We start from the raw sequence: 17,962 nt of genomic DNA, 5'->3' as shown, positions 1-17,962 counted from the left end.
AAGCTTGATAAAACAAAGCTTAAAGATGATTATTTTACTTGGATACAAACCCATTTTTTTGTTGTATCCAATCCGGTTTCAATAGTGGCAAGAGTTTAACCCTATTTGGATACATCGAACCATTCCCTAACTTTATAACCCTATAAGTTTTCAGAAAATGGTTAACTATTTAAAAGTTTCAAGCTTACAAATGTATCCCTTTCTCTATACCCCTTGTCACAATGATGTTCATTGAGGATACAACAATTTTCATGCGGTGTATCCACCCTGTTTTCACCCCTTACAAGCATTGATCTAATGCATTTTATGTGGATACAAGATTTTTAATAAGTGCTGTATCCTCTGTATCCAACTGATTCATCTATAATTTGGCATGCCTTTTTCATCATCTTCAACAAAAGGTGCTTTCACTTCATTACTTGGTTCAACATTGGGTTCAATATCAAGTTTAGAACGTCTATTACTTTCCTCCCATACGGAAGGTGTCCCACATGTCCAAAGTTCCAAATCTGAATTTTTAACAAACATTCGATATGTTTTCCGTTCTTCTCTATCCCTAATAGCTTTACTTCTGACTAAATTTCCTTTGTACTCTCCGTTAACATTTACCTTAAACCCTTTTAAATCCACATCAAACATTCGTTTTATCTCTTGTGATACTTGTTGTATTGGCATATCAGCCAGTGAATTATCCCAGCACCAACGCATATAATCTTGGTATATCTCTTTGAGCGTAAAACCTAATATGTCGTAATAATTAAGTTCTTGAAGATAAGCGACTGCTGTATTATTAGCCTCATGATATGCTTTATTAAATTCATAAATTGTCTTAGATTCACTAAAAATTTCGGTTTCATATAATTTATTAAGTGACTGTATCGCTAACATAGTTAGATAATCAAGTGCTTCTTCACTTCTTAAATCCTTATGGAATTTAGAAGATTTATTTTGTAATTTTTTAGTCAAAGGTAACCAAACTACACGACGTTTGAACGATTCACCTTTTTCAAATGAGCGTAAGATATGATTAGATGTATAAACACCAGTTGCTGAAATGATGGTACTTTCGCTTTCTTTATATAGTTTTCTTATATTCACCGTGTCAGCAGTTGCCATGTTTTTGATTGTTTTCATAACTGGTGCATTTATTGGTTGGTCTTCAATATCATCACCTAAATTTGCAAGCTTACCTATCATAATAGTTGTACGTCTGCCATCTTCAAATTCATGTATGGAAACATTTGATACGTTTTCAGCACCTAATAACATAGAAATTAATTTAAGTAGTGTCCCTTTACCTGAACCGCCATCACCAACAATGAAAAACACTTTTCCCTTTCGCTCTTTAAAATCTAAATTTGTATTAAATATATAACCCAACATTTCAATAATATATTTTCGATAACCTTCATCACCTTGAGCGACGTGATCTAAATATTCATCAACTGCTTTAACAGGTTTTGCAGCAGGATTATAACGTCTATTAATAAAGTGTGGACTAAAAGGCAAATCATCAGTAAATGTAAATTGACCATCTTCTAGATAACCATTCGTAAATACAATAGGAAACGCTTGCCCTCTTTCTTGTTCGACTAAATCAATCATTAATCTTTTATATACTTCATCTACTTGTTTAATACTCCTAGTTCTAGGGTCTTCTCTTATAATACGTTTTAATAACATTTCATCTGCTTTGTAATTACTACCTTGGTGTTTGTAATAAATTTCACCTTTATATTTCACAGGCTGTAACATAGCCTTCATTCGAGCAACTACATCATCTTCTTTATCAGTTTCGTATCCATTCATACTTTCTTGATACTTTTGTTCTCGATATTCTGAAAGATTTTGCAAAACATCATCTCTACTCGTCATTTTTTAGCTCCTTTCTCTGTATTTTTCTTGTGTTTATTGAATATAGAATTAAACGTATGATTGACTTCCGTTTCATTTATTGGTGGGTTACATTGTTGTGACCATGCGCTAACTAATCCGTAAACCAATTCAGGTTCAATATACCTACGTAACAATAATCCTACTAACGAAGCTAAAGCTTGGTTACGTTCACCCTCTCCAACTCCAAATGCGATATCACGCCAATAAGATGAATCACGTTTTTTATATTGGTTTGAGTAATTGATGGTAATTGGTTTATCTCTTTCCTTAGAGAAATTTCTCGATAACTTGTGTAAGTTCTCATCTGTAATTGCAGGTGCATCATTACATTTAAAAATGTAAACTGCATCTTTATTACGTTTAACTGGTAGTGCCATCACCTGTGACGGTACAAAACTAGCTTCATCTACTTCATAACCAATATTACTTGCTAAAGCACTACTGTATTTTCGATAATCCTCTGCACTCACTGACTCCTTTAATGGCACCATTAAGCGTATACGTGGCTTATCAGTAGTATGTGAATGTGTGGTATGAAATGCCCATGCATAGTTTTCTAATTGCTTATTGATAGCATTATATAATCCCTTGAAATCAGCTATAGAATCGTAATCAAGTGAAATCACTGAACGATTAATAATGTTGTCATCCTTACGGTATTTTTGAATTGTTTCACCGTCTTTCACTTCATCTTTAACATCACCATAAAGTACTAAACCACGTTTATATTTATCAGTATTATTCATAGGTATTTGCAGTTTATTCAGCCAATCAGACCATTTCCATGAATCAAATGCTCTAAATGAGTTAGCATATAAGTTTTCGTATTGTATAATATTTATATTGAAATTATTATTTAATTCTATCTTTTCAAATTTCATATATTTTCATCTCCATACTGTAAATACAGAGCACAAAATGTTATAATAAAGTAAATAAGCATTAAGTGCTTTGTATATTATATTTCTGTTACGCGTTATCTTCGCTTTGGTCGGCTTGAGATAATGCGTTTTTTTCTTGCTCAAATATTTCATTCAAATCATGATTGGCTCTTACCTCTAATTCACAAGCCTCGTTATAATTTTCAGAAACTTGATTTAGTAGTGAGTTTAAAACAACATATACTTCACTATTATTTTCAACTTCATCCTTCTTCTCACAAATTAGATCAACTATATTTCTATACGCCGATAGTCTCCCACCGTAATGTGCCATTTCTACTAATACTTTGCCTTTAGTAACAACTTCTGGTCTAACGTTTTTCATATCCTATTCTCCTAACTCAAAGTTATTATTTAATTCTTGTACTGCCCATTGCATCATCGCTTCTAAATGTTCTTCACGATTTTTAGTTTCAAACCAATCATTACTACCATCTTTTATTTTGTACTTGTATTCCGTTTGTTTATTATCAATAACTACTTCAAATGTGTTTAAAATATCGTCTAATACCTCTAATTGTGTTTGGTTCAACTTACTCAACCTCCAAATTTGTAAATTTAATTCCATATCCTGTTGCAACTATGAATACCGCAAATGCTACGAAAATATCACTTAGTACACTTATACAAACTGTATCTATCGATAGTATCAACATGTAGATCATGTAGTTTTTCATATTATCTCTCCTATTGTCCTACTTTGATTGAATTACTAAATAACTCATCAATAGGCATTCCGTATAAATCTGATAAAATTTTCGCTTCTGGTAGTGTAAAATTTGCTTTGTTCAACTCTTTTAGCGAGTATCTTTCTTTAGAAATCCCTAATTTATGAGCAACAAAAGCCTGATTATGTCCATGTTCTTTACGTGAAATGTAAAGATAGGGATACGCTAATTTTTTCACTCTGTTTCACCTCTCTTTATTAATATCTATATCGGCGATATTTGAGTTTAAAAAAATATGAACTTTATATTTTTTATATCATTATCGGCGATATAATTATATCATAAACTAAAACAAAATCACTTGCAACCTTTTAATTTAAAATAATTCTGATAGAATGAATATAGAGGTGACTTAATAATGAATATCGGCGATAATATTAAAAAAATAAGAAAAGAAAAAGGATTAAAACAAACTGATTTTGCAAGATTATTGAATATTTCTCAATCATATTTAAGTGACTTAGAAAATAGTAGAAAAAATATAAGTGTCGATACAGCAAAACAAATAGCAAAAAAATTAAATGTAACGATGGGTTACTTAACTAGTGGCAATAAAATGTATGGTGATTTAACTGATGAAGAGAAGAAAGATCAATTTTTAAAATTAAATAAAGAATTAGCTAAAAACAACACAACCAGAGAACAAAATTTAAAGAACAATTTACTAGAATTAATTAAAGCAGATTTACAGTATTTAGATGTACATTTTTTAAATAACACATACAATTTTTATGAATTAGAAAAAGATAATGAAGATAATTTGTTATTTGTTTCTGTTTTATTGCAACAATTATATAATTATAAAAGTTCTGGAAACAAAGAAGCGTTTGACGATATAATGAATGACTTTAGTGATTTCTTAAAAGAATACTTAAAAATTAAGTAGGTGAGCCATCATGCAACATGACTTAAAGCTATCCCACAACATCTATAAAGATGCTAAACGTGGTACATATTATTTCCGTATCACATACTATGATAAGACGAATACACGTCAATTTATTACACGTAAAGGTTTTAAGCAACGTAAGGAAGCAGTTAAAAAATGTAATGAAATAATGGATGAAATCGAAGGTATAGGTAAAATTAATAAATTACCATTTGATAAGCTAGTAGAAGAGTACATTGATTGGTATTCTGCTAGACGTAAGGCATCAAGTTTAAAATCACTTAAAACACATGCAAATAATCATTTGATACCCTATTTTAAATCAATGGACGTTTTCAACATGACTACACAAGATGTAATGAAGTTTCAGAATAAGAAAATGAAAGAAGGTCGTTCGGGAGAATATTTGAAAAAGATGCATGTATTTTTAGTATCTATATTGAATCATGCTATGAAGTATCATGATTTAAAGCAAAATGTTGCATCATTAGTAGGTAACTTTGAAATTGAAACGCAAAAGCGCTTAAATTATTGGACGTTAGACCAATTTAATCAATTTTACGATATATTACCAAATATACAACAAAAAGTATTTTTTAAATTATTATTTATTGGAGGTATGCGTAAGGGAGAATGTAGAGCGCTCACATGGGATGATATTAATTTCAATGAAGATTTTATCCATATAAACAAAACGGACTATCACGGTATCGTGACAGCCCCTAAGACGAAAGCGTCCATACGTGATATATACATGCCAACTCACATGATGGACGACTTACAAGAATATTTAAATTGGTATAAAGATAATAATATTTACAAATCTAATTATGTTTTATTCGGCACATTTTTAAAAGCATTTAGTGAAGGTACAATTGATAGATGGTTTAATAACGCACTTAAAAAACTAGATGATGAATTACCAGATGGTGAAACCTTCCCACGTATTGTTATTCATGAATTAAGGCACTCGAATGTATCTATGTTAGTCAATCATGGTGCTAGTCCTATGATAATTGCACAGCGATTAGGTCATTCATCTACAGAAGAAGTTACATCTAGATATGGTCATTTGTACCCTAGTACACAGAAAGAAATAATAAAATATTTATGAGGTGAATAAATGAATAAAATTAATTACTTATTTATTGGCAAAGATCCATATTTTTTTAATACGGAAAAGATGAAAGTTGATGAAAATGCAGAATATAAAAATATACAGTTGAAAAACTATCCAACAGAAAATGTTGCATTTTTTCCATATTACACTGATGGAAAAAGAGAAAATAATAATGAATGGTTAAATATTGTAACGTTTCGCAGAATAATCGGACTACTTTCAAAAAAACAATTATCATGCATAGATGATTTTCATACTACATTTCAAAAAAAACCTGAACAAATAGCTTTTGATTATCAAAAAAAGGGTGTTTATTTTTGCAATTTAAATGAAATTAAAGCAAACATTACTAAGGAAAGTATTAATAGTTTAATAATTGAAAATGATAATAAGTTTTGGGAAATTGATACTAACACTAAAGTTCTATGTTTTGGAAGTGATGCCATTAAATATTTCAAAACAAAACAACTTTATAAAAATCACTCTTCAAACTTAGGCACTTTTCCCCACCCATCTTCAAATAACTATAATGTATTTTGGAAACATTATGATAAAGATTTTAATCCTATAATACACAACCTCGATATAGACTTATTACCACCTACACCCTAAAATAAAGGGTGTTTTTTATTTGCTGTGCATTATCTGTGCACTTTCTGTGCACCCAAAAATAAAAAGCCCACAACCACAATGGTTGCAGACTCTATAGTGGAGACGGCGGGATTCGAACCCGCGTCCAGAGGTTCTGATACTAGCACTTCTACGTGCGTAGTCTATCAATGAATTTCGCATAATGGGAGGTGATAGACATCCGTCATTATGCTAGTTTGATTCATCTCTTCTAGGCAGACTTCAAACGGCAGTGCCTAGCGTATCCTACTAAAGGTTGAATCGCGTTAACGGCACATAGGAGATGCGGTTAGGCGATGCAGAGTGCTATTACGCAGCTACTGCGAAATTATTGTTTTCTTTGCCAGTTATTATAACTGTGTGTGTTAGTGACGGAGACAACCCTCCGACACGCTTAACTAGCTCATGGAACCCCTGTCGAATCCAAAAACGCCCCCTGAATAATATTAAATGTACTTTCTGGTACGCTGTATTGCAAACAGACTTTTTCAGAAAGCACATATTATATTACCAAAGATTGATATCTTTGGCAATATATCCGCTTAATAACGGGCTTTCATCTCTCTAGCCACATCACGTTGCACTGCTTTTTCTTTCAATGCTTGACGTTTATCGTATTTTTTCTTACCACGTGCAACGCCAAGTAAGACCTTACAGTGCCCATGTTTCAGATAGAGTTTCAAAGGTATGATAGAATAGCCAACTTCACGTGTACGCTCTCCTAGCTTTGCTATTTCGCGTTTGTGTAGTAATAGCTTACGTGAACGTCGTGGATCGTGGTTAAATCGGTTACCTTCTTCATAAGGTGCAATGTGCATATTGTTTAGAAACATTTCGCCACGATTAACTTGCGCATAACTATCTTTCAGGTTTGCACTACCACGACGAATCGACTTTATTTCTGTTCCTTGTAACACAATGCCCGCTTCAATCGTATCTTCTATATTATAATCATGTCTGGCCTTACGATTTTCCGCTAGTGTTCCTGGTGATTTTTTCTTTGGCATTGAGTTTCACCTCTTCGTTGAGTTATTTTTTCTTCTTACGTGCTTTATTTTTTACATTTTTATCTTTATAAAATGGCTTGTGTTTTGTATTGCCTTTATTTTGATCATTGTTGCGTTTGTTTTTACCTTTACGTTGTTTTTGCTTCGTACGCCCGCCTTTACCACTTTGATCATCTTTAGATTTATCTAATGATTTACCACGTGTCTTAGCTTGTATTGTCTTACCACGTGCTGGTCTTTGACCACGATCATTTTTTGGTAATGGCATACCTACGATTTGAAAATCAATCATGCGTTCATCTACATCTACATTAATGACTTTAATTTGAACTGGATCACCGATGCGGAATACTTTTGCTTGGCGCTCACCTATCATGGCCATTTGGCGTTCATCAAAGTGATAGTAATCATCTGTCATATTAGATACATGTACCATACCTTCGATTGTGTTCGGTAATTCTATGAACATACCAAAGTTTGCAACTGAACTAATAATACCTTCGAATTCTTCGCCGATATGTTGCACCATGTATTCTGCTTTTTTCAGTTCATCTGTGTCACGTTCAGCTTCTATTGCTCTACGTTCTCTTTGTGATGTGTGTTCTGCAATTTCAGGTAACAAAGCTTCCCATTTATTTATTTCTTTTCTATCCATAGATTGTTCAATGATATATTTACGAATCAATCTATGAACAATTAAATCTGGATATCTACGTATAGGTGACGTAAAATGCGTGTAGTATTCAGCTGACAAGCCAAAATGTCCTAAATTCACATCATCATAACGTGCTTGTTGCATAGAACGTAACATCATAGTTGAAATAACCATTTGTTCTGGTTGACCTTCAACTTCTTGTTGAATTTTTTGTAATGTAGAAGGATGAATATCTTCACCTGTTCCTTTAATCATTAACCCAAAATTAGTCACAAAATCAAAGAATTGACGTAAACGTTCTGATTTTGGTTGCTCATGGACACGATAGATAAATGGTACTTCTAAACGGTCAAAGTGTTCTGCAATGGTTTCATTAGCTGCAAGCATAAATGATTCAATTAAACGCTCACCTTCACCGCGCTTTCTCATTTCTACATCTGTGGGAATGCCTTCTTCATTAACAAGCACTTTAGCTTCATTAATATCAAAGTCAATTTCACCACGACGTCTTCTCATATTGATTAAGCGTTGAGATAGGTCTTGTGCCAAATCTAGCATTGGTGTGACTTCACTGTATTTATTACGTGTCTCAGCATTTTGATCAGTGATGATTTCATTCACTTCGTCATAGGTCATACGATAATTGGAATGGATGACACTATCAAAAATTTCATGTCCAACCACATCGCCACGTTCATCCAGCTCCATTTGACAACTTAATGTAAGTCGATCAACGTGTGGATTTAACGAACATATGCCGTTACTTAAACGGTGTGGAATCATAGGTATAACACGATCAACTAAATACACGCTTGTCGCACGGCTATAGGCCTCTTTATCTAGCGCTGAATCTTCAGTGACATAGTAGCTAACGTCAGCAATACTGACTGTTAATTGTGTATGGCCGTTGGTTAATTTTTTAACACTAATCGCATCATCTAAGTCTTTAGCGTCTGCACCATCAATAGTAATCGTTAGTTCATCACGCAAATCACGACGACCTTCAATTTGCGATGGTTCGATATAATCTGGGACTGCTTCAGCCTCTGCTAACACATTGTCTGGAAATTCAATTTCAATACCATGTTGATAGATGATTGATAGAATATCAACACCTGGGTCATTTTTATGGCCTAAAATTGCTGATACGATACCTTCAGGGTTATCTGTACCATCTGCGTATTTAGTGATTTGCACTAGCACTTTATGACCATCTATGGCACCTAGATTTTGACCTTTAGGGATAAAGATATCTTGCATAATGCGTTTATCATCCGGTAACACAAATCCGAAGTGGCGTGCTTCACTATAAGTACCAACAACCTGTGTCACTGAATGTGTTTCAATCGTCTTAACTTCGCCTTCTAACTTACCTTTGTGTTCACCTTTAGATTGGTGTACTTCCACTAGGACCGTATCGCCATCCATAGCTCTATTGATTTTCGTTGGTGGAATGAAAATGTCATCCATTTCCTCTTCTTCTGGACGTAAGAACGCAAAGCCCTTTTTATTTTGGCTTAGTTTACCTTTGATCAGTTTGGATTGATTGGACTTTTGATTTTCCTTACGCTGATATCTATCTGTTTTTGTTCGTTGAATCAAACCTGTTTGTTCTAATTCAACAAGCACCTTAATTAAGTCTCTAAATGAGTCGGCACTATTTAAACCTAATGCATCTTGAAAATCAGACACAGACATGGGTTCATAATCTGGTTGTTTAATTATTTCTTCAATGGATTGCTTTAAATTCATTATGCCCCTCCTTTCTATTTTTAAATACTTCTTAGTTTTTTAATGAGACCAATCTAATGACTCTAAGAAATTGTATACATCTTCGAATACTAATTCCTTTTCTTTATCGATAGTGATGACATGTCCTGAATTCGCATACCATTTGATATCTTTGTCATCAGATTCGCTCTCATTGTATATAACGTTTGCAGAATCTGTATTAATCATTTGATCTTGTTCTGCTTGTACGACTAATAATGGATCCATCACTTCATCTATGTGGTCTCTGACGTCCTGAATTTGTCCTTGTAGCTCTTTTAAAGTATCTGTTGGTTTAAAGTTATCCATCTCTTTTTCAATGGTCGTTTCATCTTTACCTTCATACTTTTTGAAATTTCGAGCGTATTCTAGAACACCGTTGAACATTGACCCTTCCGTCTTGATGAACATAGGTGAACACATTGTTACAATACCCTTTACATCTCTGTTTAAGCTTAGTTTTAAAGCATAACATCCACCCAGTGATAATCCTGCGACTACGATTTCATCGTATCCTTTTTCTACTAAAAAATCATAACCATCTAACGCATCTTTATACCATACAAAAGGACTGGACTCTAGTATCTCTTCAGGTGGTGCTGCATGTCCTTCATATTGTGGTGCATAAGATGTATAACCTTTTTTCTGTAGGTAACGACCTAATTGTCGCACGTCTGAGGAATTCCCTGTAAAACCATGTAACAATAATACAGCTCTATTGCTTTCTTCAAAGAAGAAAGGTTCTGGAAGTTTGATTTGCATTGTCTTTCAACCCTTTCGATTATGCTTTGAATATGTGTATTCTATTTAAGTTAGCCTTATATTTACCTCAATTATTTTTAAAAGTCATATGAACTATTATAAATAAAAAAGCCCGACTTTAACATTGTCGGACCTTATAAACCAAAATAGCTTATGCCTAACATTAACAAGAAGAAAATGACAGACAATACAATTGTTAATCTATGCAAGAATAAATCAATACCGCGTTGCTTTTGTTTACCAAATAACTGCTCTGCGCCACCACTAATTGCGCCTGAAAGTCCATTACTTTTACCTTCTTGGAGTAATACAACAGTTACTAATGCAATACAATCTAAAATCAAAAGTATCATTATTAATGTATGCATGAAAATTGTCCTCCATTCATTATATACGAAACGCATTATATCATACGTTCGTCTTCTTTAGCAAACTTCTATCTATTGAACGTGCTTTTACGCTTGATTGAAACGATCAGCATATATACCGCTAACACAAACGACATAACAAGTACAAGTGTTAATGGAATGATGTTTAAGCTTGATTTTATATCTAATATCGCCCCGTAAACTGCACCGATGTTAATTAAATTGTACAGTATTTGCGATACAAACACTGCAAACATAAACCACCATAAATATGTGTGTCTGTTCCAGATGGCGAAGATACCTGCTAAATTAGCAAAAATGTACATAATACCAGTGAATTGGAAACTGTTTTTAATCGTACCGACCGCGTTTTCAGATGTTGATTGACCGCTATTGGATAGCAGTTGTTTAATCACACTATCATCAAGCACTACGAATAAATGTATTGCAGAGAGTATCGCAATAATTAATGAACTATATGCAATCAGATGAGCCGTTTTAATTTCTTTTGACTTAGGTTTTACTTCCATAATTCGTTAAGACTCCTTCATTGTTTTACATCTTTAATTATATCAGTTTAATCACAAAAGATGAACAATTTACATAAACCAGATTATAGTACCTTGCATAGTGTCTCTATAGTAGGATTAACGAAATTCATTCGGTTATTATTTCTTATGTCATCACCCTAGCGATTACATTAGCCTACGCTTTATTGAAAAAGTAGAACCGGTGGCAGTGGCTGTCTAATTTGAAAAATGTCTTCCTATTTTACTTTTTCAATTCTAGACGTCCTTGCCGATACGGTACAACAAAATTACTATTTCAGAAATTTTTATTTGGGGATAATAGATTACAATCGCTAACGCTATTGCAAAAGTCCACTAACTTAATAAATTGAGAAGTAGGGCTTTAAAAAAACACGCAAGCCATTAATGGCTTGCGTGTTTGCGCGTGAACACTTAAATTTTAATGCTGTATTATTTAGATAAGTTATAGAAAGATTTAAGTCCGTCGAACTTACCTGTTTCGTATAATTCATCTTCAATGCGTAATAATTGGTTGTATTTAGCAATACGATCAGTTCTTGATAATGAACCAGTTTTAATTTGACCAGCATTTGTTGCAACAGCGATGTCAGAAATAGTTGTATCTTCTGTTTCACCAGAACGGTGAGACACAACTGCTGTGTAACCTGCTTTTTGAGCCATTTCAATAGCGTCAAATGTTTCAGTTAATGTACCAATTTGGTTAACTTTGATTAAGATTGAGTTACCGATACCTTTTTCGATACCTTCAGATAATTTAACTGTGTTTGTAACGAATAAGTCGTCACCAACTAACTGTACTTTATCACCGATACGATCAGTTAATACTTTCCAACCGTCCCAGTCATTTTCATCCATACCATCTTCGATTGTGATGATTGGATATTTATTAACTAATTCTTCAAGGTAATCAACTTGTTCTTCAGCTGAACGTTTAGCACCGTTTTCACCTTCGAATTTAGCATAGTTATAAACGCCATCTTCGAAGAATTCAGAAGAAGCACAGTCGAACCCTAAGAATACATCTTCGCCAGGTGTTAAGCCAACAGCTTTAATTGCTTCTAAAATTGTTTCAACAGCATCTTCAGTACCTTCGAATTTAGGAGCGAATCCACCTTCGTCACCTACTGCTGTTTCTAAACCACGATCTTTAAGGATTGATTTTAAGTTGTGGAAGATTTCTGCTCCCCAACGTAATGATTCTTTGAATGATTCTGCACCTACAGGCAATACCATAAATTCTTGGAATGCGATTGGCGCGTCAGAGTGAGAACCGCCGTTAACGATGTTCATCATTGGAACTGGTAATTGTTTACCATTGAATCCACCTAAGTATTTGTAAAGTGGTTGGCCTAATAAATCAGCTGCTGCACGAGCTACCGCGATAGAAACACCAAGGATAGCGTTCGCACCTAATTTACCTTTGTTTTCAGTACCGTCTAATTGAATCATCATTTTATCGATTGAAACTTGTTCTAATACTGAAAATTCACCTTCAATAAGTTCTGGTGCAATAATTTCGTTAACATTGTCAACGGCTTTAATCACACCTTTACCTAAGTAACGTGATTTATCGCCGTCACGTAATTCTACTGCTTCATGTTCGCCAGTAGAAGCACCTGAAGGTACAAGTGCGCGTCCGAAAGCACCACTCTCTGTTAATACTTCTACTTCAACTGTTGGGTTCCCACGAGAGTCAAGGACTTCGCGAGCGTAAACATCTGTAATAATTGGCATGTTTATAATCTCCTTTATAAATAAGTAGTTTAGAAATATTAAATTTCATCTTCATTATAGCTTTAAATACTATAAATACAAAGTAATTTAATTCTCTTGTGTTGTTTATATGATGCTATCTGCTTAAGCGAAAATTCTCATATGCTTAAGCAGATTACATTTCAATCTTGCTCATAACAATAATGCTTTTATTAATGATGAATCAATGATTCACCAGTCATATCGTCTGGTTGTTCTACGTTTAATAAATCTAATAATGTTGGTGCTAAATCACCAAGACGACCCGTTTCACGTAAAGTAATACCATCTTTTGTAACGATGACTGGAACGGGATTAGTCGTATGCGTCGTCATCGGTTGATCATCATCTGTGAGTACCATATCTGAATTACCATGATCGGCAGTAATGATTGCATGACCGCCCATTTCAATGATCTTATCAACAACTTCGCCTAAACATTCGTCTACTGCTTCAATTGCTTTAACAGTTGGTTCCAACATACCGCTGTGTCCAACCATATCTGGGTTAGCAAAGTTTAACAGAATTAAATCCAAGTCACCTTGATTTAATTCTTCAATTAAAGCATCTTTCACTTCATACGCACTCATTTCTGGTTTGAGATCATATGTTGCAACTTTAGGTGAGTCGATTAAACGGCGGCGTTCACCTTCAAATTCATCATTACGACCACCACTCATGAAATAAGTCACATGCGGGAATTTTTCGGTTTCAGCTATACGTAATTGTTTCAACCCATTATCTTGAGCAACTTCACCGATTGTATTGGTTAAATCGACTTTTTCAAATACGATTTCTGCATTCACATTATCGTTATATTTAGTAAATGTTGCATAGTATAAATCATTGATTTGTTCTACTTTAAAACCATCGAATGCTTTATCCGTAAATATTTCAGACAGTTGTCCAGCTCTATCGGGACGGAAGTTATAAAAGACAACAGCATCGCCATCATTTACTCCTTCATTCTGTTCTTTAACGATAAATGGTTCAACAAATTCATCTGTGAGATCTTTATCATAATTTGCTTCAACACCCGCTTTTGCTGATTCAAATGTTTCTCCACCGAAATTGCGAATCGCATTATAAGCTTTTTCTTCTCTGTCCCAGCGTTTATCACGATCCATTGCATAGTAACGACCTGAAACAGAAGCAAATTGACCAATACCTAGTTCTTTGAATTTTGCTTCAGTGTCTTCGATATATTTAAGCGCTGATTTTTGGTCAACGTCACGTCCATCTAAAAAGGCGTGTACATAAACTTTTTCTAGACCTTGTTTTTTAGCTAAATCTAATAGCGCAAAAAGGTGTTTATAATGGCTGTGTACGCCACCATCTGACAATAAGCCAAATACATGTAGTACTGAATCATTCTTCTTAACATGATTCATTGCATGATTGAGTACATCATTTTCAAAGAAATCGCCATCTTCAATAGATTTATTGATACGCGTTAAACTTTGATATACGACGCGTCCAGCACCAATGTTCATATGCCCAACTTCTGAATTACCCATTTGACCTTCTGGAAGTCCAACATCTAAGCCGCTAGCTTCGATTTGAGTCGTTGGATACTTACTGTAGTAACGATCAAAGTTAGGTTTATTAGCTAGTTTCACAGCATTACCGTGTTCGCTTTCTCTGTTTGCAAAACCATCTAAAATAATTAATGCAGTTGGTTGTTTAGCCATATTATTTTGCACCTTCTAACAATTGTACAAAATCATCCACTTTAAGAGATGCGCCACCTACTAATGCGCCATCAATGTCTGATTCTGCCATGTATTCTTTAATGTTGTTAGGTTTCACACTACCACCATATTGAATACGAGTTGCGTCAGCTACAGTTTGACTTGATAACTCTGCAACTGTTTGTCTAACGAATGCACACATTTCATTGGCATCTTTAGCTGTTGATGATTTACCAGTACCGATAGCCCAAATTGGCTCATAAGCAATTACAAGTTGTTGTAGTTGTTGTTCAGATAGGCCTTCTACAGCTTTTTTCACTTGGTTACCGACAACTTCATTCGCTTTACCACTTTCACGTTCTTCGTCTGTTTCACCAACACAAATGATTGGTGTCATACCGTGATTAAAGATTGCGTGTGCTTTTTTGTTAATTTCTTCATCCGTTTCATGGAAGATTTCACGACGTTCTGAGTGTCCAATAACTACATATTTAACACCTAAGTCAGCTAATGCAACTGGAGATGTTTCACCAGTGAATGCACCGTTATCTTCAAAGTAAGCATTTTGAGCACCGATTTGTAACCCTTGTGCTTTGCCATCATTTACTAAAGTAACTAATGCATCTAACTGAATTGTTGGTGCACAGATGACAGATTCTACTTCTTTAGTATCTGGTAATGTTGGTAATTCATTGATAAAATCTTTTGCTTCTTTAACTGTTTTATTCATCTTCCAGTTACCTGCGATAATTGGTTTTCTCATTATATTACACTCCTATTAGTAAATTATGATTAATTGTGTCGCCACTTATAATCATGGATTGCCGTTGTTAGTCGTGCGCTTATTTGTTCGCAATTGCAACTACACCTGGTAGTTCTTTACCTTCAAGATATTCTAATGATGCGCCGCCACCTGTTGAAATATGACTGAAGTCATCACCATAGCCTAATGAAATTGCTGCTGCTGCTGAATCTCCTCCGCCAATAATCGTATTAGCCTCTTTTAATTCAGCGATTGCTTCACAAACACCGATGGTACCTTTAGCAAAATTACTTAATTCAAATACACCCATTGGTCCGTTCCATACTACTGTATGCGCACCTTGTAATTGATCTTTAAATAATTCGACTGTTTTTGGTCCAATGTCCATAGCTTCTTGATCAGCTGGAATATCATCTACTGAAACTTCTGTAATTTCAGCATCATTTGAAAATTCTTTTGCAACTTTACAATCAACTGGTAAGACAATTTGATCTCCTGCACGATCTAATAATTCTTTTGCAAAATCAACTTTATCTTTTTCTAATAAAGATAAGCCAATTTCTTTACCTTGTGCTTTAAAGAACGTATATGACATACCGCCGCCAATTAGAACTTTATCAGCAATTTTCAATAAGTTAGTAATAACGCCAATTTTGTCAGAAACTTTGGCACCGCCTAGAATTGCAACTACAGGTTTATCAGGGTTTTCAACTACGCCACCGATATATTTAATTTCTTTTTCCATCAAGAATCCTGCAACGGTTTCTAAATTAGAAGCAATACCAACGTTTGAAGCATGCTCACGGTGAGCAGTACCAAATGCATCGTTTACAAACACATCACCTAATGATGCCCAATATTGTCCTAATTCAGAATCGTTTTTAGATTCTTTTTTGCCATCAACATCTTCAAAACGCGTATTTTCAACTAATAGCACATCACCTTCATTAAGGTCTTCAACGGCTTGTTCTAGTTTTTCTCCGCGTGTTTCAGGTACGAAAGTAACTGTTTGACCTAATTTGTCAGTTAATGCATCGGCAACAGGTTTCAAAGTTAATTCTGCTTTATCACTTTCTTCTTTCACTTTACCTAAATGTGAAAATAATACAATTTTCCCACCTTGTTCAATGATGTACTTGATTGTTGGTAAAGCTTGTACGATACGATTATCGTCAGTAATTTCTCCGTCTTTCATCGGTACGTTAAAATCTGCGCGAACAAGTACAGTTTTACCTTTTAATTCTAAGTCAGTTACAATTTTTTTAGCCATGTATGCTTCCTCCTCTGAATGAAACAATAAATTAAAATAAGCGGAGAAGCGTTGTGCTCCCCGCTTACTCCTAAGCTTATTGTTTAAATTTAACAGCACATTAAAGTTGTTAAATTAATTTTTTACATTGAATTATTTAGCTTGAGTTGCTAAGTGTTCTAATGTACGAACTAATTGTGAAGTGTAAGACATTTCGTTGTCATACCAAGCTGCTACTTTAACTAATTGGCGGTCGCCAACTGTCATTACACGTGTTTGTGTTGCATCAAATAATGAACCGTAAGTCATACCAACAACATCAGATGAAACGATTTCGTCTTCAGTGTAACCAAATGATTCGTTTGATGCATTCTTCATTGCAGCATTAACATCGTCAACACTTACACTTTTCTCTAATACAACGGTTAATTCAGTTAATGAACCAGTTGCTACAGGAACACGTTGCGCTCCACCGTCTAATTTACCATCAATTTCAGGAATAACTAAGCCGATTGCTTTGGCAGCACCAGTTGAGTTAGGGATAATGTTTTCAGCAGCTGCACGCGCACGACGTTTGTCGCCTTTAGCGTGTGGCGCATCTTGTGTATTTTGGTCACCAGTGTAAGCATGAATTGTAGTCATGAAACCTTCTACTAAACCAAAGTCATCATTTAATACTTTAGCAACTGGAGCTAATGAGTTAGTAGTACATGAAGCACCTGAAACAACTGATTCTGTGCCATCTAACTCTTGGTGGTTTGTGTTATAAACGATTGTTTTCAAATCACCAGTAGCCGGAGCAGAAATTAGTACTTTTTTAGCTCCTGCATTTATATGAGCTTCTGCTTTTTCTTTGTCTGCGAAGAAACCAGTACATTCTAATACAACATCAATGTCTAAGTCTTTCCAAGGTAATTTACTTGGGTCTGGCTCAGAGAATGATTTAACTTCTTGTCCGTTCACACGGAATCCGTCATTTTCCACTTCAACTTCTCCTGTGAAGCGTCCTTGCATAGTGTCATATTTTAATAAATGTGCTAACATTTCGTCATCTGTTAAGTCATTTACTGCTACTACATCGATTCCGTCAACGTTTTGAATTCTTCTGAATGCTAAACGACCAATTCTACCAAAACCATTAATTGCTACTTTTACTGCCATTTAAATGGCCTCCTTTAATAATGATATTT

General features: G+C 34.5%; 19 protein-coding genes and 1 other RNA gene. 3 read left to right on the top strand and 17 right to left on the bottom strand.

What is annotated here, in order from left to right:
• Positions 1-357: 357 nt before the first annotated feature.
• From BTJ66_RS09060 to BTJ66_RS09040, 6 genes are all read right to left on the bottom strand, one after another.
• Positions 358-1,875 carry a phage/plasmid primase, P4 family gene (locus BTJ66_RS09060; protein ID WP_099090643.1) on the bottom strand — a complete coding sequence of 506 codons (1,518 nt, stop codon included), beginning with the start codon at positions 1,873-1,875 and terminating at the stop codon, positions 358-360.
• Positions 1,872-2,777 (bottom strand): primase alpha helix C-terminal domain-containing protein, encoded by a 906-nt coding sequence (locus BTJ66_RS09055; RefSeq protein WP_099090642.1) that lies wholly within the window; start codon positions 2,775-2,777, stop codon positions 1,872-1,874. Before BTJ66_RS09055 ends, BTJ66_RS09060 begins: the two co-directional genes overlap by 4 nt.
• Positions 2,778-2,865: 88 nt before the next feature.
• Positions 2,866-3,162: a hypothetical protein gene (locus tag BTJ66_RS09050; RefSeq protein ID WP_099090641.1), complete on the bottom strand. Its 297-nt coding sequence runs from the start codon at positions 3,160-3,162 to the stop codon at positions 2,866-2,868.
• A 3-nt stretch (positions 3,163-3,165) separates the two neighbouring features.
• Complete coding sequence (gene tscA, locus BTJ66_RS09045; protein ID WP_099090640.1) at positions 3,166-3,369, bottom strand: type II toxin-antitoxin system antitoxin TscA; 204 nt, start codon at positions 3,367-3,369, stop codon at positions 3,166-3,168.
• A 1-nt stretch (position 3,370) separates the two neighbouring features.
• On the bottom strand, positions 3,371-3,514 hold the full coding sequence (locus BTJ66_RS13645) for a hypothetical protein (RefSeq protein WP_167380385.1): 144 nt from the start codon (positions 3,512-3,514) through the stop codon (positions 3,371-3,373).
• 10 nt (positions 3,515-3,524) lie between these two features.
• Complete coding sequence (locus tag BTJ66_RS09040) at positions 3,525-3,743, bottom strand: helix-turn-helix transcriptional regulator (protein ID WP_099090639.1); 219 nt, start codon at positions 3,741-3,743, stop codon at positions 3,525-3,527.
• Between the two features lie 180 nt (positions 3,744-3,923).
• On the opposite strand from BTJ66_RS09040, the gene BTJ66_RS09035 reads away from it, so the two are divergent.
• From BTJ66_RS09035 to BTJ66_RS09025, 3 genes are read left to right on the top strand one after another with little or no spacing between them, the layout of a single operon-like run.
• Positions 3,924-4,451, top strand: coding sequence for a helix-turn-helix domain-containing protein (locus BTJ66_RS09035; RefSeq protein WP_099090638.1), 528 nt, complete (start codon positions 3,924-3,926; stop codon positions 4,449-4,451).
• A 10-nt stretch (positions 4,452-4,461) separates the two neighbouring features.
• On the top strand, positions 4,462-5,568 hold the full coding sequence (locus BTJ66_RS09030) for a site-specific integrase (protein WP_099090637.1): 1,107 nt from the start codon (positions 4,462-4,464) through the stop codon (positions 5,566-5,568).
• A gap of 9 nt (positions 5,569-5,577) precedes the next feature.
• Complete coding sequence (locus BTJ66_RS09025; protein ID WP_099090636.1) at positions 5,578-6,186, top strand: hypothetical protein; 609 nt, start codon at positions 5,578-5,580, stop codon at positions 6,184-6,186.
• Between the two features lie 94 nt (positions 6,187-6,280).
• Here BTJ66_RS09025 and ssrA read toward each other — a convergent pair.
• The 11 genes from ssrA to gap all read right to left on the bottom strand — a co-directional run bounded on the left by ssrA (position 6,281) and on the right by gap (position 17,933).
• Positions 6,281-6,641, bottom strand: a transfer-messenger RNA (tmRNA) gene (gene ssrA / locus BTJ66_RS09020).
• 105 nt (positions 6,642-6,746) lie between these two features.
• Complete coding sequence (gene smpB, locus BTJ66_RS09015) at positions 6,747-7,211, bottom strand: SsrA-binding protein SmpB (protein ID WP_099090635.1); 465 nt, start codon at positions 7,209-7,211, stop codon at positions 6,747-6,749.
• A gap of 22 nt (positions 7,212-7,233) precedes the next feature.
• On the bottom strand, positions 7,234-9,618 hold the full coding sequence (gene rnr, locus BTJ66_RS09010; protein ID WP_099090634.1) for a ribonuclease R: 2,385 nt from the start codon (positions 9,616-9,618) through the stop codon (positions 7,234-7,236).
• 39 nt (positions 9,619-9,657) lie between these two features.
• The gene (locus BTJ66_RS09005) at positions 9,658-10,398 is read right to left on the bottom strand and encodes an alpha/beta hydrolase (protein WP_099090633.1); all 741 of its coding nucleotides are present in this window, start codon (positions 10,396-10,398) and stop codon (positions 9,658-9,660) included.
• Between the two features lie 134 nt (positions 10,399-10,532).
• Positions 10,533-10,766 (bottom strand): preprotein translocase subunit SecG, encoded by a 234-nt coding sequence (gene secG, locus BTJ66_RS09000; protein WP_099090632.1) that lies wholly within the window; start codon positions 10,764-10,766, stop codon positions 10,533-10,535.
• Positions 10,767-10,834: 68 nt separating this feature from the next.
• Positions 10,835-11,296 carry a hypothetical protein gene (locus BTJ66_RS08995; RefSeq protein WP_099090631.1) on the bottom strand — a complete coding sequence of 154 codons (462 nt, stop codon included), beginning with the start codon at positions 11,294-11,296 and terminating at the stop codon, positions 10,835-10,837.
• Between the two features lie 450 nt (positions 11,297-11,746).
• Entirely contained in the window at positions 11,747-13,051 is a 1,305-nt protein-coding gene (gene eno, locus BTJ66_RS08990; RefSeq protein ID WP_099090630.1) for a surface-displayed alpha-enolase, read from the bottom strand.
• A gap of 191 nt (positions 13,052-13,242) precedes the next feature.
• Positions 13,243-14,760: a 2,3-bisphosphoglycerate-independent phosphoglycerate mutase gene (gene gpmI / locus BTJ66_RS08985; protein ID WP_099090629.1), complete on the bottom strand. Its 1,518-nt coding sequence runs from the start codon at positions 14,758-14,760 to the stop codon at positions 13,243-13,245.
• Position 14,761: 1 nt separating this feature from the next.
• Positions 14,762-15,523: a triose-phosphate isomerase gene (gene tpiA / locus BTJ66_RS08980; RefSeq protein WP_099090628.1), complete on the bottom strand. Its 762-nt coding sequence runs from the start codon at positions 15,521-15,523 to the stop codon at positions 14,762-14,764.
• Between the two features lie 79 nt (positions 15,524-15,602).
• On the bottom strand, positions 15,603-16,793 hold the full coding sequence (locus BTJ66_RS08975) for a phosphoglycerate kinase (RefSeq protein ID WP_099090627.1): 1,191 nt from the start codon (positions 16,791-16,793) through the stop codon (positions 15,603-15,605).
• A gap of 132 nt (positions 16,794-16,925) precedes the next feature.
• Positions 16,926-17,933: a type I glyceraldehyde-3-phosphate dehydrogenase gene (gap, locus tag BTJ66_RS08970; RefSeq protein WP_099090626.1), complete on the bottom strand. Its 1,008-nt coding sequence runs from the start codon at positions 17,931-17,933 to the stop codon at positions 16,926-16,928.
• Positions 17,934-17,962 lie beyond the last annotated feature (29 nt).

This window comes from Staphylococcus edaphicus (assembly GCF_002614725.1).
In the GTDB taxonomy this organism is placed as follows: Bacteria; Bacillota; Bacilli; order Staphylococcales; family Staphylococcaceae; genus Staphylococcus; species Staphylococcus edaphicus.
Note: the sequence above shows the minus strand (reverse complement) of the source record. Positions and strands in the feature narration are given on the sequence as shown.